Annotated in this window: 24 protein-coding genes; 18 read left to right on the top strand and 6 right to left on the bottom strand. The window is 38.3% G+C overall.

Annotated features, from left to right (window positions below; all coding sequences use genetic code 11):
• Nucleotides 1–199: 199 nt before the first annotated feature.
• Nucleotides 200–649 carry a hypothetical protein gene (locus tag BAZO_RS12945; RefSeq protein WP_003332021.1) on the bottom strand — a complete coding sequence of 150 codons (450 nt, stop codon included), beginning with the start codon at nt 647–649 and terminating at the stop codon, nt 200–202.
• A gap of 227 nt (nt 650–876) precedes the next feature.
• Between BAZO_RS12945 and BAZO_RS12940 the strand changes: the two genes are divergently transcribed.
• From BAZO_RS12940 to BAZO_RS12920, 5 genes are read left to right on the top strand one after another with little or no spacing between them, the layout of a single operon-like run.
• Nucleotides 877–1,842: an XdhC family protein gene (locus BAZO_RS12940; protein ID WP_039957547.1), complete on the top strand. Its 966-nt coding sequence runs from the start codon at nt 877–879 to the stop codon at nt 1,840–1,842.
• On the top strand, nt 1,839–2,483 hold the full coding sequence (locus BAZO_RS12935; RefSeq protein ID WP_003332019.1) for an NTP transferase domain-containing protein: 645 nt from the start codon (nt 1,839–1,841) through the stop codon (nt 2,481–2,483). The genes BAZO_RS12940 and BAZO_RS12935 overlap by 4 nt, the downstream gene beginning before the upstream one ends.
• Complete coding sequence (locus tag BAZO_RS12930; RefSeq protein WP_003332018.1) at nt 2,459–4,786, top strand: xanthine dehydrogenase family protein molybdopterin-binding subunit; 2,328 nt, start codon at nt 2,459–2,461, stop codon at nt 4,784–4,786. The genes BAZO_RS12935 and BAZO_RS12930 overlap by 25 nt, the downstream gene beginning before the upstream one ends.
• A complete protein-coding gene (locus BAZO_RS12925) occupies nt 4,780–5,613 on the top strand; it encodes an FAD binding domain-containing protein (RefSeq protein WP_003332017.1) in 834 nt (277 codons plus the stop codon). The genes BAZO_RS12930 and BAZO_RS12925 overlap by 7 nt, the downstream gene beginning before the upstream one ends.
• Nucleotides 5,613–6,086, top strand: coding sequence for a (2Fe-2S)-binding protein (locus BAZO_RS12920; protein ID WP_003332016.1), 474 nt, complete (start codon nt 5,613–5,615; stop codon nt 6,084–6,086). The genes BAZO_RS12925 and BAZO_RS12920 overlap by 1 nt, the downstream gene beginning before the upstream one ends.
• A 101-nt stretch (nt 6,087–6,187) precedes the next feature.
• On the opposite strand, the gene ahpF is transcribed toward BAZO_RS12920, so the two are convergent.
• Nucleotides 6,188–7,717 carry an alkyl hydroperoxide reductase subunit F gene (ahpF, locus tag BAZO_RS12915; RefSeq protein ID WP_003332015.1) on the bottom strand — a complete coding sequence of 510 codons (1,530 nt, stop codon included), beginning with the start codon at nt 7,715–7,717 and terminating at the stop codon, nt 6,188–6,190.
• A 232-nt stretch (nt 7,718–7,949) separates the two neighbouring features.
• Complete coding sequence (gene ahpC, locus BAZO_RS12910; protein WP_003332014.1) at nt 7,950–8,513, bottom strand: alkyl hydroperoxide reductase subunit C; 564 nt, start codon at nt 8,511–8,513, stop codon at nt 7,950–7,952.
• A 387-nt stretch (nt 8,514–8,900) separates the two neighbouring features.
• Here ahpC and BAZO_RS12905 point away from each other — a divergent pair, with 387 nt between their 5' ends.
• On the top strand, nt 8,901–9,098 hold the full coding sequence (locus BAZO_RS12905) for a hypothetical protein (protein ID WP_003332013.1): 198 nt from the start codon (nt 8,901–8,903) through the stop codon (nt 9,096–9,098).
• Nucleotides 9,099–9,202: 104 nt separating this feature from the next.
• A complete protein-coding gene (thrC, locus tag BAZO_RS12900; protein ID WP_003332012.1) occupies nt 9,203–10,603 on the top strand; it encodes a threonine synthase in 1,401 nt (466 codons plus the stop codon).
• Between the two features lie 71 nt (nt 10,604–10,674).
• On the opposite strand, the gene BAZO_RS12895 is transcribed toward thrC, so the two are convergent.
• On the bottom strand, nt 10,675–11,124 hold the full coding sequence (locus BAZO_RS12895; protein WP_039957531.1) for a CBS domain-containing protein: 450 nt from the start codon (nt 11,122–11,124) through the stop codon (nt 10,675–10,677).
• A 123-nt stretch (nt 11,125–11,247) separates the two neighbouring features.
• The gene (locus tag BAZO_RS12890) at nt 11,248–12,315 is read right to left on the bottom strand and encodes an NAD(P)/FAD-dependent oxidoreductase (protein WP_003332010.1); all 1,068 of its coding nucleotides are present in this window, start codon (nt 12,313–12,315) and stop codon (nt 11,248–11,250) included.
• Nucleotides 12,316–12,528: 213 nt separating this feature from the next.
• Here BAZO_RS12890 and BAZO_RS12885 point away from each other — a divergent pair, with 213 nt between their 5' ends.
• Nucleotides 12,529–13,443, top strand: a complete 915-nt coding sequence (locus BAZO_RS12885; RefSeq protein ID WP_003332009.1) for a RelA/SpoT domain-containing protein — start codon at nt 12,529–12,531, stop codon at nt 13,441–13,443.
• Nucleotides 13,444–13,504: 61 nt separating this feature from the next.
• Here the strand turns inward: BAZO_RS12885 and BAZO_RS12880 are convergent, their stop codons facing one another.
• Nucleotides 13,505–15,547 carry a molybdopterin oxidoreductase family protein gene (locus BAZO_RS12880; RefSeq protein WP_003332007.1) on the bottom strand — a complete coding sequence of 681 codons (2,043 nt, stop codon included), beginning with the start codon at nt 15,545–15,547 and terminating at the stop codon, nt 13,505–13,507.
• Nucleotides 15,548–15,977: 430 nt separating this feature from the next.
• Here BAZO_RS12880 and BAZO_RS12875 point away from each other — a divergent pair, with 430 nt between their 5' ends.
• From BAZO_RS12875 to BAZO_RS12830, 10 genes are all read left to right on the top strand, one after another.
• The gene (locus BAZO_RS12875) at nt 15,978–16,616 is read left to right on the top strand and encodes a TetR/AcrR family transcriptional regulator (protein WP_003332006.1); all 639 of its coding nucleotides are present in this window, start codon (nt 15,978–15,980) and stop codon (nt 16,614–16,616) included.
• 5 nt (nt 16,617–16,621) lie between these two features.
• Nucleotides 16,622–18,145 carry an o-succinylbenzoate--CoA ligase gene (menE, locus tag BAZO_RS12870; protein WP_003332005.1) on the top strand — a complete coding sequence of 508 codons (1,524 nt, stop codon included), beginning with the start codon at nt 16,622–16,624 and terminating at the stop codon, nt 18,143–18,145.
• Nucleotides 18,138–19,139 (top strand): 3-oxoacyl-ACP synthase, encoded by a 1,002-nt coding sequence (locus BAZO_RS12865; protein WP_003332004.1) that lies wholly within the window; start codon nt 18,138–18,140, stop codon nt 19,137–19,139. Before menE ends, BAZO_RS12865 begins: the two co-directional genes overlap by 8 nt.
• Nucleotides 19,140–19,214: 75 nt before the next feature.
• Nucleotides 19,215–20,486: a substrate-binding domain-containing protein gene (locus BAZO_RS12860; RefSeq protein WP_003332003.1), complete on the top strand. Its 1,272-nt coding sequence runs from the start codon at nt 19,215–19,217 to the stop codon at nt 20,484–20,486.
• Nucleotides 20,487–20,555: 69 nt separating this feature from the next.
• Nucleotides 20,556–21,320 carry an ABC transporter ATP-binding protein gene (locus tag BAZO_RS12855; RefSeq protein WP_003332002.1) on the top strand — a complete coding sequence of 255 codons (765 nt, stop codon included), beginning with the start codon at nt 20,556–20,558 and terminating at the stop codon, nt 21,318–21,320.
• Nucleotides 21,307–22,011 (top strand): ABC transporter ATP-binding protein, encoded by a 705-nt coding sequence (locus tag BAZO_RS12850; RefSeq protein WP_003332001.1) that lies wholly within the window; start codon nt 21,307–21,309, stop codon nt 22,009–22,011. Before BAZO_RS12855 ends, BAZO_RS12850 begins: the two co-directional genes overlap by 14 nt.
• Nucleotides 22,012–22,034: 23 nt before the next feature.
• Entirely contained in the window at nt 22,035–22,907 is an 873-nt protein-coding gene (locus BAZO_RS12845; protein ID WP_003332000.1) for a branched-chain amino acid ABC transporter permease, read from the top strand.
• Nucleotides 22,904–23,953, top strand: a complete 1,050-nt coding sequence (locus tag BAZO_RS12840) for a branched-chain amino acid ABC transporter permease (RefSeq protein WP_003331999.1) — start codon at nt 22,904–22,906, stop codon at nt 23,951–23,953. The genes BAZO_RS12845 and BAZO_RS12840 overlap by 4 nt, the downstream gene beginning before the upstream one ends.
• Nucleotides 23,954–24,046: 93 nt before the next feature.
• A complete protein-coding gene (gene phaZ, locus BAZO_RS12835; RefSeq protein WP_003331998.1) occupies nt 24,047–24,931 on the top strand; it encodes an intracellular short-chain-length polyhydroxyalkanoate depolymerase in 885 nt (294 codons plus the stop codon).
• An 86-nt stretch (nt 24,932–25,017) separates the two neighbouring features.
• The gene (locus tag BAZO_RS12830) at nt 25,018–26,523 is read left to right on the top strand and encodes a class I adenylate-forming enzyme family protein (protein ID WP_003331997.1); all 1,506 of its coding nucleotides are present in this window, start codon (nt 25,018–25,020) and stop codon (nt 26,521–26,523) included.
• Nucleotides 26,524–26,576 lie beyond the last annotated feature (53 nt).

The raw sequence follows: 26,576 nt of genomic DNA, 5'->3' as shown, positions 1-26,576 counted from the left end.
CTTCAGTCCGAAGTGAAATATTTATCACAAAATCTAAGGTGCTTCGTCCCATGACTTTTTAGATTGTAGTCATATTGCATCCTCTTTTTTCGATTTTACAAAGAAAAATATAAAGATTACCAACGGAAGTGCAATTAGAAAAATGCTTCCCTTTGATGGTTGTAGAGTTGGAATATCCGTTAACGCCATTATATATCACTCACTTTGTCAATTTTTCAACTAAATTAGGGTCCACATGAAAGTGTCGATCGACGATTCTTTGAAAAAAACGATATTCATTTTTCATTGTAGGAAGGTTTGGCTCAGGCATAGGAACACCAAATATTGGACCTCCTACATTAATAGTAAATGATCCCGGTGCAATAAAGCTACCTGTTACACGGAGTTCATCGCCTATTAATAAAAGCGCGAGAACGATATCAATGATATCGATAATTAAATTCACAGTTTGACTGCCCGTTTTACTTTCTATTCTACTCGCCCCTGTTAGGGGTCCCCCTAAGGAAGCCCGAAATCCTCCCGGCGTAACAAAAACTCCAATAATGGTTATTTGCCCAGTTAATAATAACACGGCTGTAACGATCGCAATTTCACGCTGAATTGTTAAAATGATTTGTTGATCCTTTTCTAATTCATCGTTTATTTTCATAATCGTTACACCCTCCCAATCTATGTTATTCGTCGTTTAGTCGGATGTTGCGACCATATTTTTAAAAAAAATATATATGGGGCTTGTTTTCTAACGAGTTTTTTGATGTATAAACCTGTCCTTCTTATTAAATAAGGGCATTTTTTCCATAATAGCTTCATAAATCTTAACCGGAGAGGTAAATTATTTTGGAAACAGGACCAAGTTTCCCTGTGGAGTTGAAAAATATGCAAAACCTTTTGAGGATTTTGGAAGTCGTTCAAAATTCAACAGAAAAGTGGATCATTGCAACGATTATTAATGTTGATGGATCAGCGTACCTAAAGGAAGGTACATTGATGCTGATATCGGAAAGTGGTCAAACGGTAGGGATGATTTCACCGGGATGCTTAGAGGAAGACCTCGTTATAAGGTGCAAAGAGTTATTCTTGTCAAAACGTCCACAAACAGTCACGTATGATTTAAGAAGTATTGATGACATTGGATGGGGGCAGGGTATAGGCTGCAATGGGGTCCTCACCATTCTTTTGGAACCAATCGATGAAAAGCTAAGAAAGGAGCTTTTATTTTTAAAAAATTCATTAGAAAACGGGAAAACTGTACTGCATGAAAAGGAATTTTCGAACGATTCCACTTTAAAATCCTATTCATTTGAGATTGATCACGGACAAGAAATTATTGAAAAAACTAATATTACCCGCATCCAGGAAGGCTTCAAATATACTAACTTATTTACACCACCTCCAGTTCTTCTCATATTCGGCGCAGGGGAAGATGCAAAGCCGCTTGTTACATTAGCTGCCAAAATCGGTTTCTTTCTAAAGCTTTGTGATTGGAGACCTGGCCTTTGCAATGAATATCATTTCCCTTCTGCCAACCAATACTATATTGGGGGATACCCACAAAAAATTATGGATCAAATCACTCTTTCAAAAAATGATTTCGTTGTTATTATGAGTCATAATTTTTCAAAAGATGAAGAGTTTCTGAAAAACATAATAAACTATGATGTTCGTTATATTGGAATATTAGGTTCTGAGACAAGAACAAAGCGGTTATTAAAAGGAAAAGAGTATAAAAACAATCTTTATTATCCAATTGGTCTGTCTATTGGGGCAAAAGGCAGTGAGGAAATTGCTGTTTCGATTATGGCGGAAATCATTCAAATATTTCGGCAGAGCCATTTGAAATGACAGCAAATCATCGCTCTATTGTAGGTATCTATTTGGCGGCAGGTCGGGGTTCAAGGATGGGTCAAAATAAACTTGTCCTTCCATTAGGAAACCACCCCTTAGGGAGCTACGCCCTTCGAACTGCGTTGCATTCCGAGCTTGACCATATTATCGTGGTTTTCCCTGATGAAGAATGGACGCTTAAAGCATTAAAACCTTATTTCACTGAAAAAATCACCGCGATCCAATGTCCCAATTCCCATCTAGGGCTCTCTTATTCACTTAATTTTGGAATACAATCTTCCCATACCACTGACGTCGCTGGAGTGGTCATTTTATTAGCTGATCAGCCCTTTATTCATTTCGAAATGATTAATAGTCTAATAAACATATTCCGACAGGAAAAAGTAGACTATGTCGCGTCAAGCTTTAACAATATTATTAGACCACCATTTCTTATTGGGAAACAGTTATTCCCGCTTTTACAACAATTAAAGGGAGATAATGGCGCTAAGAAATTGCTAACAGGTAATTCAGTTCTTAATGGAAGAGTCCTACCCTACGAAAATGAAAGGCTGTTTTTTGATATTGATACGATGGAAGAGTATGAAGAGGCTTTGAAAAGGGGTGAAGCAAATTGCATATCCTTGGAAAGGGAGTAATTCGTAAAGAATCTTTTGAAAAAGTGACCGGAAATGCAAAGTATACTGGTGATTATTTTATAAAAGAATCGCTTCACGGACATCTTTTAATTAGTCCTTATGCTCATGCCCTTATTAAGGGCTTAGATGTAACGAAGGCTGAAAAACTCCCCGGTGTCAGGGCCATTGTCACGGGAGGAAATTTGCCACTTACAGGGGAGGAAATGCGGGACCGGCCACCGATTGCGACAGAGCGGGTTCGTTTCCATGGTGAGGTAGTGGCTATTGTTGTAGCGGATACACCGTATCAAGCAGAGCAAGGGGTCCATGCTATTCAGGTTCAATATGAACCGCTTCCTGTAGTTAATTCCCCTTCCGAAGCATTGAAGTCCGATGCACCGCTCCTTCATCCGCGAATAGAGGAATATGAAAAAATCCAAGGGGTTTACCCTGTACCGGGCACAAATATTGCAACTTTGACGAAGATTCGAAAAGGGGACCGCGAAAAGGGCTGGGAAGAAAGTGAAGTGATTGTAGAGGAGAAATTCGCCTTCAGACCTTCCGATCATGCGGCAATGGAAACGAGATGTTCAATTGCGCAAATACACAAAGATGGAACTGTTGAAATCATATCCTCCTCACAAGCTCCATTTATGATTAAGCGATTAATTGGTCAATATTTTAATATACCTATAGGAAATATTACTGTGAATACGCCGCTTGTTGGTGGAGCCTATGGTGGGAAAGCATCTGTGCAACTCGAAATATTAGCCTATTTGGCTAGCAAAGCGGTTAATGGTAGAATGGTAAAAATTTTGAACAGGCGCGAAGAGGATATGCTTACTTCACCAGGTCACATTGGACTGGAAGCAACGGTAAGGCTTGGCTCGACAAAGGATGGAATTCTAAAGGTTGCTGAACTGCATTACCTTTGGGATGGCGGTGCATATTCAGATAAATCGATTGATTTAAGCCGGGCTGGAGCAGTTGATTGTACAGGTCCTTACAATATTGAGCATATTTGGTGTAATTCCTATTGTATGTATACAAATCATCCATATGCGGCTCCCTTTAGAGGATTCAGCCATTCCGAGGTTCATTTTGTCTTTGAAAGAACAATGGATGTCCTTGCGAAAAAAATAAATATCGATCCCTTGGAGCTTAGGAGTAAAAATGCGATTTTGCCGGGGAATCAGACTCCTACTCAGGTTGTCTTGGATTCCAGTACGGTTGGTAATTTACCGAAATGCATAAGTAAATTAAAAGAGTTGATCAATTGGGAGGAGGGCCAGGTCATTACACTTGATGATTATAGAGTTCGAGCGAAAGGAATTTCCTGCGTCTGGAAAAATTCAACCATTGACCCCAACGCCAGCTCCGGCGTCATTTTGCTTTTTAATTATGACGGTAGTATCAATTTGATTTCTGGTGTTGTTGAAATTGGAACAGGAACAAAAACGGTCCTTGCACAAATATTGGCTGAAAAACTAAAAATGGACATCAATGATATCCATGTTCAATTTACTGTCGATACATTAAATACGCCGGAACATTGGAAAACAGTCGCAAGTAGAGGAACGTTTATGGCGGGAAGAGCGGTACTGGAAGCAGCAAACGATGTAATTAGACAGTTAAAAACGATTGCCGCGATGATTCTACGTGCATCAGAAGAGGAATTAGAGGTAGGTTATGGAAAGGTTTTTTTAAAGGCTGATTCGAGTACCTTTATTCCCATTAAAGATATTGCCTATGGCTATACTTATCCAAATGGAAATTCCATAGGCGGACAAATTCTCGGTAGGGGCAATCATATGACAAGGGGGATCACCTATCTGGACAAGGAAACGGGAGCCGGGAAACCAGGACCTGAGTGGACGGTTGGTGCCCAAGGCGTGGAAATTGAACTGGATACGAAAGACTATACGTATAAAATAATTAAGGCTGTCTCTGTTTTTGATATCGGGCAGGTACTCAATATAAAAGGGGCAACCGGCCAGGTCAAAGGCGCAATGAGCATGGGGTTGTCATTCGCGGGGCGAGAAACCTTTCATTTTGATCCACATGGTCGGGTTCTTAATCCACAATTACGAACATATCGTCCGATCAGGTTTGGAGAGCACCCAAACTATGAGGTTGCATTTATTAAGACCCCACACGTCGATGCTCCTTACGGGGCCAGAGGGATCGGCGAGCACGGGCTCATCGGAATGCCGGCTGCTCTTGGAAACTCTTTATCTACGGCATTATCAGCCCACATTAATTTTCTCCCAATCATTCCAGAGTTGCTTTGGAAGATTAAGGAAGGTGGTGAAGACAAATGCTGACGGGTAATATTGAGTACTACAAGCCCGCAACTATGAAGGAAGCTGTGGAGCTCTTTTTTGCTTTAAAGGAAAAAAATAAACAGCCTCTTTATTACTCAGGGGGTACAGAAATATTGACTCTTGGGCGCCTAAATAGGATTGAAGCAAAATCCTTTATTGATATCAAAGGTATTGTAGAATGTCATATATTTGAGTTCAAGAATGATTCATTAATTACTGGCGTGGTCCTTCCGCTAACCTTTATTGAAGAAAAAAATTTATTTCCATTGCTAAGCCAAACTTCAATGGGTATAGCTGACCATACAGCAAGAAATAAAATTACACTTGGTGGAAATTTATGCGGAAAAATTTATTACCGTGAAGCTGTACTCCCATTTCTACTTTGTGAAAGTAAGGTTATCGTTCTCGGTAACGACGGGGTAAAGGCAATTCCGATAGGGGAAATTTTTCATCGCTCCTTTCAGCTTCAAGAAGGGCAGTTTCTCATCCAGCTTCACACGGAAAAGAAATATATCAATCTGCCATTTAAAAGTATTAAGATACGGCAACAATGGGAGACTGGCTATCCTTTAATAACAATTGCCGCTATTAAAGTTGAAAATGAGTTACGCTTTGCTTATAGCGGGTTATGCCGGTTTCCTTTTCGTTCAAAGGAAATGGAGGAAGCGATAAATCAATCAGGCTTGCAGCTTGAGGAAAGAATTGCTAAGGGGCTGGAGTATTTGCCAGCACCAGTTCTTGATGATATCGAAGGTTCGAAGGAGTACCGACTATTTGTCTTAAAAAATACTTTAAGAAAAATCATTGTGGAAATGGAGGGGAAGTAGTGATTCAAAAGCCGTACACAAAAATAAGTGTTCCCATAGAAATCAACGGAGAAGTCCGCCAAGTCGATTTCCGTCCGGCAGATACGCTTCTTAGTGTACTTCGAAATCAGCTTTCATTAACTGGATCTAAACCAGGCTGTCTTAATGGTGACTGTGGTGCTTGCTCCGTTATTGTCAATGATACGGTATATAAATCCTGTATTATGCTGGCAATTGAGGCCATTGACGCAAAAATCACGACAATAGAGGGTTTACATGATACACCCATTCAAAAAGCATTTGTTAAACACTTTGCTTTCCAATGTGGTTATTGCACGCCCGGGTTTATTATGAATTGCCATGCATTACTGCAAAAGCATCCTCAACCAACTTATGATGTGATCAAAGAATGGCTCTCTTCCAATATATGTCGGTGCACGTGCTACCAGGAAATCGAAGAAGCGGTGTTAGATGTTATAGAAAACAGAGAGTAGTGGGTGGGGTGAGCCACGGGGTCGGGTTCTCCGTCCCCATTGGGTCACTCTACCCGACCCTGTGTCCCAAAGTGACTTTCGCAAAGTTCCAATTAATTTAATTAATTTCGAATTAAATAATCAAATGCCCCTAAAGCCGCTGTAGCACCTGATCCCATTGAAATAACAATCTGCTTATATGGATTTGTTGTGCAGTCACCAGCAGCAAAAACACCAGGGATGTTTGTTGCACCACGATTATCAACGATGATTTCACCCATACGATTACGTTCAACAGTTCCTTCTAGCCAATCTGTATTTGGTACAAGACCAATCTGTACGAATACTCCAGCTAATTCAATATGCTTTTCAACCCCTGTGTCACGTTCAATATAGGTGATACCATTGACTTTATCTGTTCCTGTAATTTCCTTTGTTTGGACATTCTTAAGAACAGTTACGTTCGGAAGGCTAGTTAATCGTTCTTGTAAAACGGAATCAGCTTTTAGCTCTGGCATAAACTCTAGAACTGTTACATGCTTAACAATACCTGCAAGGTCAATGGCTGCTTCAATACCAGAATTACCTCCACCAATAACAGCCACATCTTTACCTTCGAACAATGGACCGTCACAGTGAGGGCAGTAAGCTACGCCTTTGTTCTTATATTCCGTTTCGCCCGGTACGCCGACATTACGCCAACGGGCCCCAGTTGAAAGGATGACCGTTTTGCTCTTTAGAACAGCACCGTTCTCCAGTTCAACCTCAATAAGGTCTTTCTTTTCTAAACGCTTCGCACGCTGTAAATTCATGATATCAACATTATATTCTTTTACGTGCTCCTCAAGACTTGCTGCAAGCTTAGGGCCTTCTGTGTGCTTAACACTTATAAAGTTTTCAATTCCTAATGTATCCATAATTTGACCGCCAAAACGCTCTGCAACAATGCCTGTACGAATACCTTTACGTGCTGCATAGATGGCTGCACTTGCTCCTGCAGGACCGCCACCGACAACAAGAACATCAAATGGCTCTTTGTCAGCAAATTCAGATGCATCGGGTGCAGAGCCAAGCTTAGCTAGAATTTCTTCAAGAGACATACGTCCGCCTCCGAAGTTTTCCCCATTTAGGAACACCGTTGGTACGGCCAGGATGTTTCTGCTTTCAGCCTCTTCTTTATAGGCCGCACCATCGATCATTGTATGTGAAATATTCGGGTTTAGTACACTCATGATATTCAATGCTTGGACAACGTCGGGACAATTGTGGCAGCTTAGGCTAACAAATGTTTCGAAGCGATATTCGCCTTTAATATTTTTAATTTGCTCAATGACTTTTTGATCAACTTTTGGAGCTCGACCGCTGACCTGTAATAGAGCCAACACTAAGGAAGTGAATTCGTGACCAAGAGGGATCCCGGCAAAAGTAATACCCGTATCTTCACCAATTCTATTAACACTAAAGCTCGGTGTTCTTTCTAATTGAGTGTGTTCGATTTTAATTCTAGATGACATAGAGGATAGTTCTTCCATTAAAGCTAACATATCTTTCGATACGTCGTCAGAACCTACGCTAACTTTAAGTAGAATTTCTCCCTCCATTAATTGAAGATATTGTTCTAATTGCGCTTTTATATCGGCATCTAAAATCATTTAAATGCACTCCTCCCATAATATATTCAAGAAACTCCTCAGAAGTTAGTAACAATAATTATTAGTTATTTATAATAATTATAATTATAAATTTATTATTATATATTTCTAAACTATTGTCAATAAATATGATTGAGAAAGGGCCCTAATAATTAATAATATGTAAAATCATAAAAAAGTCACTCTACATTATGTAAAATTAGTAGAGTGACTTTCGGAATTATGCATTGAATTAGATTTTACCTACAAGATCAAGGCTTGGCTTAAGTGTTTGAGAGCCTTCTTGCCATTTTGCAGGGCAAACCTCGCCTGGATTATTACGAACATATTGAGCAGCTTTAATTTTGCTAACAATCGTATTAGCATCACGACCAATGCCACCAGCATTAATTTCAAGTGCTTGAACAACACCGTCTGGATCGATAATGAAAGTACCACGGTCAGCAAGACCATCTTCTTCAATTAATACATCAAAGTTGCGGCTAATTTGGTGTGAAGGGTCACCAATCATAATATACTCGATTTTCTTAATAGTATCTGAAGTATCATGCCAAGCTTTATGAGTGAAATGTGTATCTGTTGATACAGAATATACTTCAACACCAAGTTCCTTTAAAGTTGCATAGTTATTTTGAAGATCTTCAAGTTCAGTAGGACATACAAAAGTAAAGTCAGCAGGGTAGAAACAAACTACACTCCATTTTCCTTTGAAATTTTGTTCAGTTACTTCGATGAACTCTCCGTTATGAAATGCTTGAGCTTTGAATGGTTGTACTTCTTTTCCAATTAAAGACATAATAAAATTCCTCCTAATATTTTTTTGTAAACAATATGTTGTTTTAGACAAATGTCCAAAACTTATTAAATAACCAATAATTAGTTATTTATAATAATTATAATACAGTATTTATTATTATATATTTTTAATTCCTTGTCAACAATAATACTTAATTTCATCCTAAAATTTATAATAATTTTAAAAAAATGGATTATTACATTAAATGAATTAAAATTGATCCTAATGGTTAATTATCATTTATTCATAACATTTCTCATTACTGTATGTAACGAACAATTAGGACTAGATTCAAATATACAATTCCCATTACTTTCTATATTAAAACCTAATAAATATCTTTTTTTGATAGAAAATAAAGAAAAACAGAATGGGAGGTATATTATTGTGAAAAATAGTCAGGATGCCTTTACAATTGTGGGGACCAATATTAATGAAGTAAAAAGTCAAAATGAGAACTCAGGCTTGTCCTATAATGAAGTAAAAGAATGGCTGGTCAAAACATCGAGCGGACATGGCACCGGAAATTATAGTGATACCGATATTCAAGAAGTGAAAAATTCTATTCAAAATCCCAAAGGATAACATTTAAATAAAAAAGTTGTCTAATTTTTTCGAATTCCTTATTGACTCCAAGCTAATTCTAGGTAAGGATAGTAGTATATTTTATTTTTTTGTTGGAGGATATTATGAAATACATTAGTACACGTGGCAATGTAAATGAAATTGGTTTTATTGATACAGTTTTAATGGGACTTGCAACCGACGGCGGGCTTCTAGTTCCGGAACAAATCCCACACATTCCTGCAGAAAAGCTGCAGTCTATGTCCAAGCTGTCTTATCAGGAATTAGCATACGAAATTATTTCCTATTATGTTGATGGAGAAATTCCAGAAAATGAACTTAAAGAATTAATTAATAAAAGCTATGGAACGTTCCGTCATCCAGAGGTGACACCTGTTCAAAAGATTAAGGATAATATGTATGTGCTTGAATTATTCCATGGTCCAACCTTTGCATTTAAGGATGTGGCGCTGCAATTTTTAGGGAATTTGTATTCCTATATTGCTAAGAAAACTGGAGTAACGATCAATATTCTTGGTGCTACTTCTGGCGATACAGGTGCATCTGCGATTGAAGGGGTAAGAGGAAAAGAAGGAATTCGCATTTGTATTTTGCATCCTCATGGAAAGGTAAGTAGGGTTCAAGAACTGCAAATGACAACTGTCAATGATCCAACGGTTTTAAATTTAGCAATAGAAGGAACGTTTGATGATGGTCAAAGAATTATCAAGGAAATTTTCGCGGATTTAGAGTTCAAAGAAAAATATCATTTACGTGCTATTAATTCTATTAACTTTGCTCGTATTTTAGCACAAACAGTTTATTATTTTTATGCGTATTTCCAAGTGGCAAAAGAGCAGGATATTAAGAATTTAAACTTCAGTGTGCCAACTGGAAACTTCGGTGATATTTTTGCCGGTTATTTAGCGAAGAGAATGGGTTTACCAGTAGGTAAGCTTATCGTTGCTACAAATGAGAACAATATATTAGAACGTTTTATCAAGGATGGAGTGTACCAGCCAGGTGAATTCCGTGGTACTTATAGCCCGTCAATGGATATACAAGTGGCGAGCAACTTCGAGCGTTACCTATACTACTTGCTAGATGAAAACCCAAGCGCTGTACGTGAATTAATGGATCAATTCAAGTCAGAAGGAAAAATTGTTGTGGGTGAAGAGCTTCTTCGTCAAGTACAAGTGGATTTTGCAGCCCATGGCGTGAGAAATGAAGAATGTCTGCAAACGATTAAGACGTACTATGCAGACACAAATTATTTGCTTGATCCTCATACATCTTGTGGAGTTGCTGCTTATGAAAAATCAAGTATACCTAATGAAGTATGCGTTACATTATCTACAGCACATCCAGCTAAATTTAATGAAGCAATAGAATTATGTAATATAGAGCAGACATATCCAGAGCAAATTCAGCAATTGTTTGATAAACCACAATTCCTAGAAGTTGTTAGGGCAGACAATGAGGAAATCGCTCGTAGATTAAAGAAACTTTTCAGTTCTGCACAATAAAAATCTATAAGATTATTGATAACAGGGTGCCCCTCTAAGTTATATTTGGGGCACCTTCTTCCTTATTAATTTTATGTAATAATTTTTTTCCATATATTATTAATAATGTCACCCCTGCTTAGAACACCAATGACTCGTCCAGCTCTATTAACTACCGGAAGTTTTTTATAATTATGTATAGATAATAAGCGCATTGTCATTTCAAACTCATCTTCAGGTGATACGGAGAGGATATTTCTTTTTGTCATGATTTCTTTGACAGATGTATCCAACTTTTCATGTAATACGTTTTCTAATTCCCCATCCTCAATTATGTAAATAAGTCCAGCAAATCCAAGACGCTTTGGAGATAGGTAGCGCAATACATCTCCATCTGATACCATTCCTACTAGATGCCCCTTATCATCAACAACAGGTACACCTCCAATTCGATTGGAATTGAGTATATCTAACAGTTCCTTGATCGTACTCGAAGGTTTTACCGTAAAAACTTTCGTAATCATGAAGTCTCTTACTTTCATTATAATTCCCTCTTTTGATGTTGGAATAGCAAACATTTTTATGTACCCATATCTTAACATAAACATTGCTTTACTAGTAATTTGAAAAAAAAACATACAAAGGGAGCTTGTATGTTCTTCTCTTTAAGCATTATGATATTTATACAACCAAAGAATACCAGATTTAATAAAGCGCGCAAATCTTCCTGTAACAGGGCGTTCTGCTACTAATCCAAAACCATGTTTTTTTCCTAGAGATCCAAGAATTCCTTTTAGTTTGATTGTTGGCATTGATTCCGGTAATTCCTCGTTATTCCAGCGCTTTAATAAGATCTCAACGATTTGTTCTGCCTGACCTTCTGCCAATTGCGCACTTGGTGCATGGGGTAGACTTGCACAGTCACCAACTACATACACATGTTCATTATTTGGAATATTGTGGTGTGGTGTAATTACTATCCGACCATGACCGTCCTTCTCTACAGGCATTTCCCTAACAATAATATTCGGTTGAACACCTGCAGTCCAGACAACAGCATCACTGTTAATAGCTTCATCATGATTGTACAGTAAATTTGGTTCAATTTTTGTAATATTGGATTCACTTACAATTTCAACGCCATTTGTATTGAACCACTCTTCTACATACTTACTTAAACGAACAGGATATGAAGATAAAATATGTTTACCACGATCAAATAATTTAATGTCCAAATCTAGACGGCTTTCGCGAAGTTCACTAGCCAACTCAACACCGCTTAATCCAGCACCAACAATGCTAACGGTCGACCCGGGAGGTAGATCATTCAGAACCTTGTAGGTTTCACGTGATTTTTCGATGGATTGGATACTGTAGGTGTTCTCCGCTGCACCAGGTACATTATGATAGTTGTCTTCACAACCCAATCCAATAATTAAATCATCATAAGGAACCGGCTTCATGTCTTTCAAAAGCACCTTTTTTTCTTCTAAATCAAATCCTCTTACTTCACCATATGCAATGTCCAGCCCTGGGTGTTCAGGAAAAGCCACACGTACATCTTGGTCTGAAATAGTCCCCGCAGCTAAAGCATAATATTCCGTTTTCAAGCAATGATAAGGATTCCGATCAATTAGTGTAATTTTTACGTCATCAGGAAGTTGATTAGGCAAAAAACGGGCAAGTATTCTCATACCACCGTAACCGCCACCTACAACCACGAGATTTTTCATTTTTAAGTCCCCCTTTTCGTGTCTCTTTTATACTATAACAAAAGCTCTTCATAGATATTTTTTATATTTAAAAGTTATTTAATATCAAAGAAAGTATAACGAAATTATGTCAAAATAACAACAATTCTGTGACGAAACTTAAAAAGAGATTTCATTTCCAGATACTGAAATAATTGTTAAAATGAATGCAAATGGATAAAGGAGGCACCCTTATTGAATTTAGATAAAAGCACTTTCTTAAATGAGTATCATTTTACAGAAGATTATTTAAATCAAAATAATATTGATTGGGAAAACCTAATGCTTATTTACAATGACTATCTTAATCTGAAACCCCAATTAGAAACACAAGCTAACTATATTGCGGATGTGTTCCGAAAACATAAAAATGTTCATACGGTTAAATCAAGGGTAAAAGAACCAAAACACTTGGTAGCTAAACTTATTAGGAAAACCTCTGATAGACAGGGGACCTACGGTAAAGAATTTCAATTTTCGGTAGACAATTACAGAAGAGAAATAACAGATTTGATTGGTGTACGTGTTATCCATATATTTAAAGAGGACTGGGAGAGTATACATAATTTTATTAAAGAAACTTGGGAAACGATCGAAATAGTTGCCAATATAAGAGATGGTGATAATAAAGAACCCTATGAAAATTTGGGATTATCCATAAAATCAAGAGAGTCAGGCTATCGTTCCGTTCATTATTTAGTTAATTTTACCCCAACACGTCAAAATGTAATTGCGGAAATACAAGTTAGGACTATTTTCGAGGAAGGGTATGGTGAAATTGATCATCAACTAAGATACCCAAGTAATAATATACCGAACGTGTTAGCATTAAATCTCTTAGTGCTTAACCGTCTGGCTGGAAGTGCAGATGAACTATCATCTGTAGTTAAATTACTTAACGATAGTTGGAATGAAATGGGGCATGAATATAAAGCGATTATTGAAAAAAAAGATATGGAATTAAAAAAATTAAAATCAAGAATAGAAAAACTTGAAATCGATGAATCAGAAAAAGCATCACTTGTTTCGGATATAAGTAATATTCTTGTTCAAGAACTATCTGATGATATCTTAAGTTTTTCAGACAAACTTAAAGATTTTACTGGATAAAAATATGAAAAAGATTAGCATACACTGCTAATCTTTTTTCATTAAATGAATTAGCTTATATCTACTTTACCTTCTCTACATCCACTCGTCCTGAAAAGAACGTTGCTCCGCCGCCGATATCTGCGATGCGGTCAGGTGTGAGAGAGTTGAGGTGATGCTTCGTTCCAGGACGGTCGCTCCACAATCCCTGTGTGGCAACAACCCCTGGCAGCACATTTTCACCTACTGATACTTTCAACTCACATTCTCCACGCTCGTTCCAAACACGGACTAGATCCCCGTCCTCGATATTTCTTAACAAAGCGTCTTGCATATTCAAGTGCAATTTCGGTTCTTTTTCCAAACTTACGTGTTTCTCATTGTTAGAAAAAGTAGAGTTTAAGAAATTGTGATTAGGTGCCGGGACAAATTGAAATGGAAAATCCCCGTCATCACATAATGGGATATAAGTCGGCAATGGTGGAAGCCCTGCATTGGCCATCTTTTGTGAATAAAGTTCGATTTTCCCGCTTGGTGTTTCCAGCTTACCAGGGAATAATGGCTTCATGTTTGCTTTCACATATTTCTTTTCTACCAACATTTCATACGTAATGCCTTCAATATAAGGATTACCCGTATTTTCAAGCGCACCTGTAATAAGTTCTACGTCTGTTTCAAAAAGAGCGGGATCGTCAAAGCCCATTTCTTTTGCCAAGAGCCTGAATACATCTGTGTTTGATTTTGATTCACCATACGCTTCGATAACCGGCTCCTGAATTTGGACGTGGTTATGCCAATAGGAACAATAAAAATCCGTATTTTCATAGGAAGAGGTAGCAGGTAAGATAATATCTGCGTATTTAGCCGTTTCTGTTAAAAATAAATCATGAACGACTAAAAACAAATCTTCCCGTTCAAGTCCTGTACGTACTTTATTTCCAGATGGTGCAACAACGGCTGGGTTACTTTGGTAAACGTACATAGATTTAACCGGTTTCTCCAATGAAAGCAGGGCCTCACCAATGGCGTTCATATTAATAATACGGGTATTCTTATTTTTTAATAAATCAGGTCTTTGCAACCATGTTTCATTATATCCCAAATAACTCGAATTAGATTTAATCGCACCTCCACCTTTATGCAGCCATTGGCCTGTCAAAGCAGGGAGGCAGGCGATCGTTCTAACGCACATGCCGCCATTATCATGGTGCTGAATGCCATTTCCAATTCGAATAAAGGAAGGGGAGGTTTCAGCATATAACCTTGCAAGCTTGTAAATATCCTCATCTGGAACTCCAGTAATTTTAGAAACAGTAGATGGATCATATTGAACCACATGGTCCCGAAGCTCTCCATGACCAACTGTATATTCCTGTAAAAATGCTTCATCTACCAGATTTTCTGCGAATAAGATGTGCATCATTCCTAAGGCAAGCGCTGTATCTGTTCCTGGCAAAATCGGAATAAACCAATCTGCCATTCTACCAGTTTGGTTTTTATGGACATCAATAACTACAATTTTGGCTCCATTTTTACGGGCTTTTTGGGCTATTGCCCATTGGTGCATATTCGTGCTGACTGCATTGATTCCCCAAAAGATGAACAGTTTTGCATGAATCGTATCTACGGGGTCAACTCCAAAGCTGCCGCCCATCGTATATTTATAGCCCATTGCACCAGCTGTGCTGCAAATCGTTCGATCAAGCTGTGTGGCACCTAACCTGTTAAAGAAGCGACGGTCCATTCCTTCAGCACTGAGATTTCCCATATTTCCGTAGAAGCTGTATGGAATGATACTTTCAGGACCTTCCGTTTCGATAAGCTGTTTCCATTGGGAAGTGATCGTTTGGATCGCTTCGTCCCAGCTAATCCTTTCAAATTTTCCCTCTCCTTTTTTACCAATACACTTCAAAGGGTATTGTAATCGCTTCTCATCATACAGCCGTTCAGCGACATTTCGTACTTTATTGCAAATGTTTCCTTTTGTAACAGGGTGGTTTGGATCTCCCTCCACTTTAATTATTTTTCCATCCTTTTTATGGATAAGTAGTCCACATTGATCCGGACAATCAAGGGAGCAGACTGATGGAAAAACCCCGTCTTTCTGACTAGCATATGTATTCATGAAAGCTCTCCTTTTTATAATTTTATTAGATTATTAACATTTCATTATTTGTAATAGTACAAATTATACTACAAAAAATAATTCTTTGTTGCGACATTGCATAATATTTTAATAACAAAAAACGGATGAAACGGCTATTCCCACATATTAATTTATTAGGAGGTAATCTACAGTGATGAAAATGAAGCTTCCAAATTATAAGAACAAAATTTACTCCGCCCATTTTTAGAGCTATCTATGTATTACGGCCCAAATTGATAAATAAGCTTTCCCAAGCCATCGACTATCCACTTACGTTTATTCATTTAAGATTTCTTCCACCTCAAATTCCTTTCGTATAAGTTTAAATAAGGTAGTGGAAAATTTCCATTACCTTATTTATGTTTTTAAACATTTTTTTAGCCAATCCATAATAATCTAAATATGAGAGGTGATTCATATTTCATATTCAGAGGAAAATGCCAATAAAAAAGTAAAAGCACCCCTTACAAAAAGAGGCAATAAAACAAGACAGAAGCTGCTCGTTGCTGCTGAGAAGGTTTTTGGAGAAACAGGTTATTTTCAAGCTTCGATTGTTGATATAACGAAAGAAGCATCGGTTGCCCAAGGAACTTTTTACATTTACTTCCCATCAAAGTATGCCATTTTTGAAGAATTGATTACGCAAATGAGTAAGGATTTTCGCAGTAAAATAAAGGGCGAAATTGGCGGGGTCAAAGATTACCAGCAGGTGCTTCGGATAGGATTTCGAACATTTTTCTCTTGGGTAAAAGAACATCGCAACCTTTATAGTATTGTGCAACAAGTTCTTCTCGTAGATGAAAATTTATACCGCAGCTATTATCAAAGACTTGCTGAAGGTTATATCAGAGAATTAAAGGAAGCCGCAAAAAATGATGATAGTTTGATTGATCTTGACCCCGAAACGATTGCCTATAGTTTGATGGGGATTAGTCAATTTATCGGAATGCGCTGGGTATATTGGGACAATGCGGATGTACCTGAACCTGTTTTCGAGGATGTGATGGGAATCATCTTCCATGGAATAACTGGAAATAAAAAGGAGTGAAAAAGTTGGAGGGTATCCATTATTGGATTGAGAAAAGAGCGCAACTTGCCCCTAATAAACTTGCCCTAATTGGTGAAAATGATCGGGTTACGTACAAGCAAATGTCAGAAAACATTAATGTAATTGCGCAGTGCTTACAGGAAAGATTATTGCTAAAAAAAGGCGATCGACTGGGTCTTCTACTCCCCAATGGGATTGAATATGTGATGATTTTATTTGCAGCTGCGAAGATTGGAAGTATTATAGTACCATTAAATACACGTTTAACAGCAACTGAATTAGCTTTTCAAATGAATGACAGTCAAACGACAGCATTCATAATCGGGAAAGAGTTTGAAGACTTGGGGAAAAATATTCTCGATAGAACAAAGATCACTTCCGTTATGTTGCTTGATGCGGGGGTAAAGTCTTTACAGGAACTAGTCCAAACAACTCAACGTGAGGAAGCTTCCTTACCGGAAGTAGATGGCAGCTTACCTTTCATCATCTGTTATACATCTGGGACAACTGGCCGACCAAAGGGGGCCGTTTTAACACAAGAAAATATGTTTTGGAATGCTTTAAACAATCAATTATCTTTAGATATTACATCCAACGACGTTACCCTTACACTACTCCCATTATTTCATATTGGCGGGATTGGGCTTTTTTCATTGCCGGTATTATTTATGGGTGGAACCGTCGTTATTCCTTCCAAATTTGACACTTCGCGAGTCTTAAAACTGATTGAGCAATATCGGATAACGCTTATAATGGGTGTTCCTACTATTTATGATTCTATCCGAAAAGATCCTAATTTTAATCATACCGATTTAACATCTGTCAGATGGTTTTATAGTGGTGGCGCTCCATGTCCGCTGGAACTCATTTCATTTTTTACTGATAAAGGCCTGCCGTTTGGGCAAGGCTTCGGGATGACGGAAACGTCTCCAACCGTGTTTTTGCAAACAAAGGATAATTACTTAGAATCTAAAGGTTCAATCGGTAAAGCAGCGATGTTTACAGAGATAAGAGTTGTAGATCATTTAGATAGGGACGTTGCCCCAGATGAGGTTGGTGAACTTTGGGTAAAAGGGCCAAATGTTTTTAAAAAATATTGGAATTTGCCAAAGGAAACGGCAGCTTCATTTAAAGATGGGTGGTTTTTGACCGGAGATTTAGTAAAAAAAGACCAAGATGGCTTTGTCTACATCGCTGGTAGAAAAAAAGAAATGATTATTTCGGGCGGGGAAAATATTTATCCTCTTGAAATAGAGCAGGCCATCGCAAAACTGAAGCAAGTACAGGAAACAGCTGTTATTGGAGTTCCCGATGACAGATGGGGAGAGATTCCAATCGCTATTATTGCTTTACATGAAGGATCAACCCTAACGAAAAAAGAAATTCAAGAGTATTGTAGACAGTATTTGGCCAAATACAAGGTTCCAAAGGACGTTTATTTTGTAAACGCTTTACCTAAAAACGCAACAGGAAAAATCGATAAAGCGTTAATTAAAAAACAATATACAAGGAGCTGGCATCATGATTGAAAACATTGGCATCACAGCAACCGGTATTTTCTTTCCGGAAAACATTGAAACAGCAAAGGATTTAGAGCTGAAAACCGGTATTCCAGAAGACGTTATTATTAATAAATTCGGGCTTTATCAAAAACATGTTTCCAACGCAAATCTGCATGCTTCAGACATGGCGATTGAAGCGGCGCGGCCGATTTTAACCAAGATTGATCCATTAGAGATTGATGTGATTATTTATTTTGGCAGTCCCTTTAAGGATTATGATGTATGGCCATGTGCTGCTAAAATTCAACACGAATTAGGAGCCAAAAATGCCTATGCGTTTGAATTGATGAATGTAAGCTCGTGTTTCCCAATAGCGTTAAAGGTTGCAAAGGATATGTTGGTGTCTGATGAATCCATTCGGAACATTCTACTAGTAGGAGGATGTAAGGAATCTTACCTTATAGATTACGAGAATCATAGATCAAGATTTATGTTTAATTTCGCAGATGGGGGTGCGGCTGCCTTAATTGGAAGAAATGGGAAAAACCGCCCATTAGGGTCGAGTATTATAACGGATGGCTCCTTTCACGATGATGTAAAAATTCCAGCGGGAGGTTCTGTACTTCATTCTTCAGGAAATTCTATTAAAAATAGACTTCATTATTTAGATGTGACTGATCCGCAGGATATGAAAGAAAGGTTAGACTTGGTGAGTGTTCCAAACTTTGTAAAGGTAGTAAACAAAGCCGTTCAAAAAAGCGGCTATAAGTTGGAAGATATTGATTTATTGCTGCCTCTTCACACTAAAAAATCGATGCATCAGGAATTGCTGAAGCAGTTAGGGCTACCCGAAGAGCAATCCATCTATTTGGATCATTATGGGCATATGTCTGCACTTGATCCTTGTATTGGCCTCCATATTGCACAACTGAAAAAGCAGCTTAATGCTGGGGATTTAGTCGTCGCTGTTAGCGCAGGAACTGGATATACATGGGCCGCAACCGCCATTCAATGGGGATAACTCTGATCTGATGAGCCACAGGGTCGGGAACTCCGTCCCAGTTGTTTTTTAGCAAAAATTAAGGAGGAATGTGAAATGAAACGTAAGGGGAGAGCGTTTGGTTGGCTAGGAATGTTGATGATCGTGATGATGCTTTTCGTTACAGCGTGTGGTTCCAATTCAACAGGAGGTAAAAATTCGGGCACGAACAGCGATCAAAGTGAGCCGAGCAGCAGCAATGATAAAAACGGAAGGTCTGATGAAAAAGGAACGATCAAAATAGGAGTTCTTGCTTCTTTAACAGGAGCGTTAGAGGCGTATGGAAAACAAACATTGAAAGGCTTTGAACTAGGATTGGATTACGCTACAAATGGAACAATGGAGGTCGCTGGGAAAAAGATTGAATTTGTTGTAGAAGATACTGAGACTAAGCCAGATGTCGCTGTTCAAAAAGCTACAAAGCTATTAGATGAAGGGGCAGATTTTATCGTTGGTTCCAGCTCTTCTGGTGATACTTTAGCCGTACTCCCGTTAGCAGAAGAATACGAAAAAATAATGATAGTTGAACCGGCCGTTGCGGATTCAATTACAGGAGCAAACTGGAATAAATATATTTTCCGCACAGCTCGCAATTCTTCACAGGATGCAGTTGCAGGAGCGGCAGCGATTGCAAAAGAAGGTGTGACGATTGCAACATTGGCTCCGGACTCTGCATTTGGCCGGGATGGAGTAGCAGCGTTTAAAACTGCGGCAGCAGATTTAGGTGCTAAGGTCGCAGTTGAAGAATATGCTGCACCTGATTCAGTCGATTTTACTTCTAATATTCAACGAATTATTGATACAAAACCAGATTATTTATACGTTATTTGGGCTGGTGCTAATCCGCCATGGAAACAATTATCAGATATGAAGGTTCAAGAAAAAGGAATCAAGCTTTCAACAGGCGCTCCAGATATAGCGGCCTTAAAAACTATGCAGGATGCAGTAGGAATGGAAGGTTTTACAGTTTACCATTATACATTACCTAAAAATGAAGTGAATGATTGGTTAGTGGAAGAACATCAAAAACGTTTTAATGGTGAAACACCTGATTTATTTACTCCAGGTGGTATGACGGCTGCGATCGCAATTGTGGAAGCGCTTAAAGCAACGAACGGCGACGCTAATGCTGATACTTTAATAAATACAATGGAAGGAATGTCATTTGAAACACCAAAAGGAACGATGACGTTCAGACCAGATGATCATCAAGCATTACAAACATTATATGCCATCAAACTTGAGAAAAAAGATGGCTTTGATTATCCGGTACCGGTATTCATTAGAGAGCTCTCACCAGAAGAAACCGCACCACCAATTCAAAATTAATAAGAATTGACCTTGCATAAAGGGAGGGCCGTGGTGTCCTCCCACTTAAAATAAAGGATGGTGAAAAATATGGATTCGATCCTTGAAACTAAAAATCTTACAATCGCCTTTGGCGGTCATGTCGCTGTCCATGATGTAACGATTAAAGTGGAAAAAAATAAACTAAAGTCCATCATCGGTCCGAATGGCGCAGGTAAAACAACGTTTTTCAATTTATTAAGTGGACAATTAAAACCGACAAATGGAAAGGTTATATTTAATGGAAAAGAGATAACCAATCTATCCCCAACCTACCGTACACGCCTTGGCATTGGTCGCTCCTTTCAAATTACTAACGTCTTCCCAAATTTAACATGTCATGAAAATGTACGTCTTGCAGTGCAGTCTGAAGCTGGTATTCGCTATAACATGTTTTCTCATTTTCGAAAATTCAAGGAAATTAATAAGAAAGCAGATGAGTTGCTTCAGCTTGTCCTTTTAGATAATAAAGCGAATGAGCTAGCGATGAATCTTGCCCATGGAGAAAAAAGAAAGCTAGAGATCGCTATGCTTTTAGCGTTAAATACTGAGCTTCTATTATTAGATGAGCCTACTGCTGGAATGTCACTGGAGGAGGTCCCGAAAATATTAGAGGTGATCCAAAATATTAAAGAACAAAGAAATCGAACGATTTTATTAATTGAACACAAGATCGATATGGTTCTAGATTTATCAGATAGCATCATGGTGCTTTTTAATGGAAGGCTGTTAGCGGACGGGGTGCCTGAATATATTATGAATAATGAACAGGTCCAGTCTGCTTATTTGGGAGGTTTGTACGATGTCGCTACTTAAAGTAGATGAAATTCATACACATATCCAGCAATATCATATTTTACAAGGTGTGTCCTTTGAAGTGGAAGCGGGCGAAGTGACTGTTTTACTTGGGAGAAATGGAGCCGGAAAAACAACCACTCTGCGTTCAATTATGGGATTGAATCCTGTATCTAGAGGTGTGATATCGTTCAAAGGAGAACAAATCCAACAATGGAATACACCAAGGATTTCTAATAAAGGAATTGGCTATGTACCAGAGGATCAAGGTATTTTTAATGGATTAACCGTCGAAGAAAACATGAAAGTTGCAATGAAGAAAAAGGATGAGGAAACAGAGGATCGTCTGAACTACATTTTAAATCTTTTTCCAGATTTAAAAACATTTTGGAAGAAAAAAGGTGGGTATTTAAGCGGCGGACAAAAACAAATGCTATCGATAGCACGAGCCTATGTGAACGAAAATGAGCTACTGTTAATCGATGAACCTAGCAAAGGGTTGGCTCCGATTATTGTGGAGAAGGTGATGGAGTCAATTAACGAAATGAAGAAAAATACAACGGTAGTGTTAGTGGAACAAAACTTTATTATGGCAAGTACGATTGGCGACCGTTTTTATCTAATCGACGATGGCAGAACCGTTCACCACGGGATGATGCAGGAATTAAAAGAAAATAAAGAGCTCCGCGAGAAGTACCTCGGAATTGCTTAGGTGTAGAAAGGAGGTTGGCTGGATTGGATATCTTGGTAAATATCACGATTAACGGATTAGCAACAGGAATGCTTATTTTTCTTTTAGCTGCTGGATTAACGTTAATTTTCGGTTTGATGGATGTTTTGAATTTTGCCCATGGTGCATTGTTTTTATGGGGAGCCTATGTTGGGATTTGGACCTATGGAGAAACAAACAACTTCGTAATTGGTATGATAGCAGCAATTATAAGCGGGGCTCTTTTGGGCTATTTATTAGAGCGCTTTATTATAAAGCCAGTCTATGGAAACCACATTCAACAAATTTTGATTACATTGGGCGCTATGCTTGTCATGGGCGAGCTTGTAAAAGTAGTATGGGGTCCCAATATCATTGAAGCTAAGGTTCCTCCCTTTTTGAACGGCAGCTGGGAATTTGGTGATATTATTATCATCAAATATCGGATTTTTATTATCCTTGTCGGTTTTATTGTTTTTGGCGGGCTGTTATTTTTACTTAATAAAACAAAGCTTGGTTTGATCGTGCGAGCCGGTGTTATGAATAAGGAAATGGTCCAGGCATTAGGAATTGATATTAGGAAAATATTTTTATTTGTGTTCATATTGGGTGCGGCAATGGCCGGTTTGGCTGGTATTTTACTTGGTCCATATTCGGGTGTTATCCATGCTGAGATCGGATTGGAATACGGGATTTTAGCGTTTATTGTGGTCATCATTGGTGGGATGGGTAGTGTTCTCGGCTCAGCAATGGCAGCTGTTTTAGTTGGGATTTTAGGAGCGTATGCGGCTTATTTTGTACCTGACCTTGCTGTTGCAGTGAATATGTTAATTATGCTGATTATTTTAATTTTTAAACCATCCGGATTGCTAGGGTCGGAAGAGGTGGTGAAGCAATGAACAAATTACTTACAGCTAAAGGTTCGAAATATAATTTGTTTTTAATACTGATCTCCTTATGTCTAATTATTATGCCATTTGTCTATAATTCCCGAACCGGCCTTGTGGTGATGACAAATGTGTTTATTTTCGCGATTTTTGCAATGAGCTATGACCTTTTATTAGGTTATACCGGAATTGTCTCGTTCGGTCATGCAATGTTTTTTGGAATCGGGAACTATAGTATCGCTATTTTTATGAGGAAAGTGGATGATTCTTATTTTAATGTATTGCTAGCGCTCCTCGTAGCGGTCGTGCTTTGTACTTTATTGAGTCTATTAATTGGTATTTTGACTCTTCGTTTAAAAAGTCACTTTTTTGCGATGCTGACACTTGCTGTCGCAGGTTTATTATTAGTACTCGCGGAAAAATGGCGTTCCCTAACAATGGGAGGCGAAGGCTTTACATTTCCGATTCCGGATTTATTTAAGGATCGAGTGTCCTTGTACCTAATTGCGCTCATCTGTATGATCCTAACCTACTTATTTTTAAAAAGATTTACAGATTCACCGCTGGGGAAGGTGTTAGTTGCTATTCGTGAAAATGAACGCCGGGTTGAATCACTAGGGTATCGGATTATTCACTATAAAATTATCGCAAATGTCATTGCAGGTATAATCGCTGGCTTTAGTGGTGTTTTATATGCGATTAGTCTTCGTTTCGTCAATACGGCTGTTTTTTCAATAGAGGTAACTTTGGATGCTTTAATGATGACGATCATCGGTGGAGTCGGAACGTTAATAGGAGCGATTGTTGGGTCTGGTTTAATAGAGTTTGCCCAACATAGTTTAAAAGATTTGGCAAAGGTTCATTGGATTTTCGAACGCTGGCTGATTATTTTTGGGATCATCTACATTCTTGTTGTTATGTTTTTCCCGAAAGGTATCGTTGGAACAACTAGACAGTGGTGGGCTGGTAGGAAAATGAAGAAAAAAATGAGGGGTTCTTCCTCCCACTCAAGCAATGATGTTTCAAAACAAGAGTCTGGTTTGGAGATGAAAAAATGACGAAAAATAAACAAGGATGATGTTGTTATGCTGGTAAGTGCCGATATCAGGTATGTTTAGGTGTAACAACGATCCGCAAAGGAGGCTAAACGATTGGAAATCTCTTTAAAAACGGTTATGCTGGCAAATGGTGAGACGCTAGGCTATCGAGAGCGGGATGGGGGAGATCGTGTTCTCTTATTAATCCATGGGAATATGACCTCATCCAAGCATTGGGATTTAGTTATGGAAGCATTACCGGAAAATTTCAAAGTATATGCGGTTGATTTACGAGGTTTTGGAATTTCAACCTATTATAAACCAATAGAAACGATTAAGGATTTTAGTGATGATGTTAAACAATTCGTAGATGCATTGGCGCTAGAGTACTTTTCTATCTGTGGCTGGTCCACTGGCGGGGCAGTGGCAATGCAATTTACAGTAGATTATCCGAAAGCTGTAAATAAAATAATCCTGTTGGCATCAGCTTCAACGAGAGGCTATCCGTTTTATTCTGTCAATGCCTTTGGACAACAAGTTCGTTTAACGAAAAAGGAAGAAGTCTTAAAAGATTTTACAAAAGCGATTCCTGTCCTATGTGCTTATCAAAATAGGGATAAATTGTTTTTACGTAATATGTGGGATTTTGTGATTTATAACAATAACAAACCTAATTCGGCTCGGTATGAGGAATATCTAGAAGATATGTTAACCCAGAGAAACTTAGTCGACGTCTATCAAGCTTTAAATCTATACAATATAAGCGGAGTGCCAAATGGTATAAACGAAGGTACCAATCAAGCAAAGAATATTAATGTACCAACTCTTGTTTTATGGGGTGAGAATGATCTCGTCGTTTCTGAGAAAATGACAAAAGAAATAGTCGAAGACCTAGGTGAAAATGCAACACTAAAGGTTTTGCGAAACTGTGGTCATTCCCCATTGGTAGATGGCCTCGATCAATTAGTAAATGAAATGGTTACCTTTTTAAATGAATAAATTGGGCCAGAGGGTCGGGAACTGTGTCCCGCCAAAACCGGGACACAGTTCCCGAACCCGCGACCCACTGGAAAGGAGAGATTGATATGTCATGGGAAATAGATTGGCTGAAAAATAGAGCAGGAATTACACCCAATCGGATTGCGGTAGTTGATGGTGATACGAAAGAATGTTGGACCTACGCCCAATTAAATGATAGAGCCAATCAGCTTGCGGCTTATTTTTTAAGTTTAGGAATTCAGAAAGGAGATCGAATTGTTTTAGTATCTCCAAATCATATCAGTTATTTTGATTTATATTTTGCCTGTGAAAAAATAGGGGCCATCTTTGTTCCACTGAATTGGAGATTATCGAATGCGGAAATACAATATATCATACGTGATTGTTTGCCAAGTTTAATTGCCTATCATTCGGATGTGAAGGAATTGATTGGAAATATTGTTGCCTTTTCAACATTAAAGGTCGATAGCCAAAGCTACGCCGAGCACTTACTTTTTGAAAAGGAATTTCAATGTACACATCCAATTCAAAAGGAAGATCCTTTAGCGATTATCTATACAGGGGGAACAACAGGTAATCCAAAAGGCGTCGTGCTCACACATCAATCGATCTTTTGCAATTCGACGAATACAATTTTAAGCTGGAACTTGAATGGAAATGATACAACATTAACTGTGTTGCCAATGTTCCATACTGGAGGGCTTTTTTCCTTAACGATTCCGCTCTTGCAGATTGGCGGAAAAGTTGTTTTTACAAGTAAATTTGATCCGGAAAAAACAGTTGATTTGCTCAATGGAGAGTTATGTACGATTGTCTTACTTGTACCAACAATGCACCATATGGTAATAGAAACAAGCGCTTTTCAACATTCGGAATTTCCATCGATGCACACATTTTTATCAGGGGGTGCCCCTTGTCCCCATGTAATCTATCAAGCCTATGAACAAAAGGGACTTACCTTTAAAGAAGGATATGGGCTAACAGAAGCTGGACCAAATAACTTTTATATGGACCCAAGTGATGTTTCGAATAAGAAGGGATCAGTCGGAAAACCAATGCTGTTTAATGAGGCATTGCTAATAAATGATGATGGAACAGAAGCAGACCCAGATGAAGTTGGGGAACTACTCATTAAGGGGTACCATGTTTTTGATCATTATTGGAACAATCCCGAACAAACAAAAGCAACAAAGGTAAAAGGATGGCTCCACACTGGTGACTTAGCGAAAAAAGATAAAGATGGATATTTTTATATTGTGGGACGCAAGAAAGATATGATCATCACTGGCGGTGAAAACGTGTATCCATTGGAAGTAGAACATGTTTTAGCTGAACATAAATACGTCAGTGAAGTTGCTGTTGTAGGTGTAAGCCATGATAAGTGGGGAGAAATTGTTGTTGCTTACATCGCCCCGAAGAGGGAGAATACTATATATGAAGATGAATTAAAAGCATTCTGCCAACAGAAGTTAGGCGGCTATAAAGTACCGAAAAAATTTATTTTTGTTGAGGAGCTTCCGAAAACACATGTCGGGAAAATAGATAAAAAACAACTAATGGGGATTGAAATTTTTGACTTAGATAATGGCTAGGACATTCTTTTTTACCCCCGTTAAATCGAAAATAGTCTTAGTAATTTTTCACG

Origin of the sequence: Schinkia azotoformans LMG 9581 (assembly GCF_000307855.1) — a bacterium.
GTDB classification, from domain to species: Bacteria; Bacillota; Bacilli; order Bacillales; family Bacillaceae_J; genus Schinkia; species Schinkia azotoformans.
Note: the sequence above shows the minus strand (reverse complement) of the source record. Positions and strands in the feature narration are given on the sequence as shown.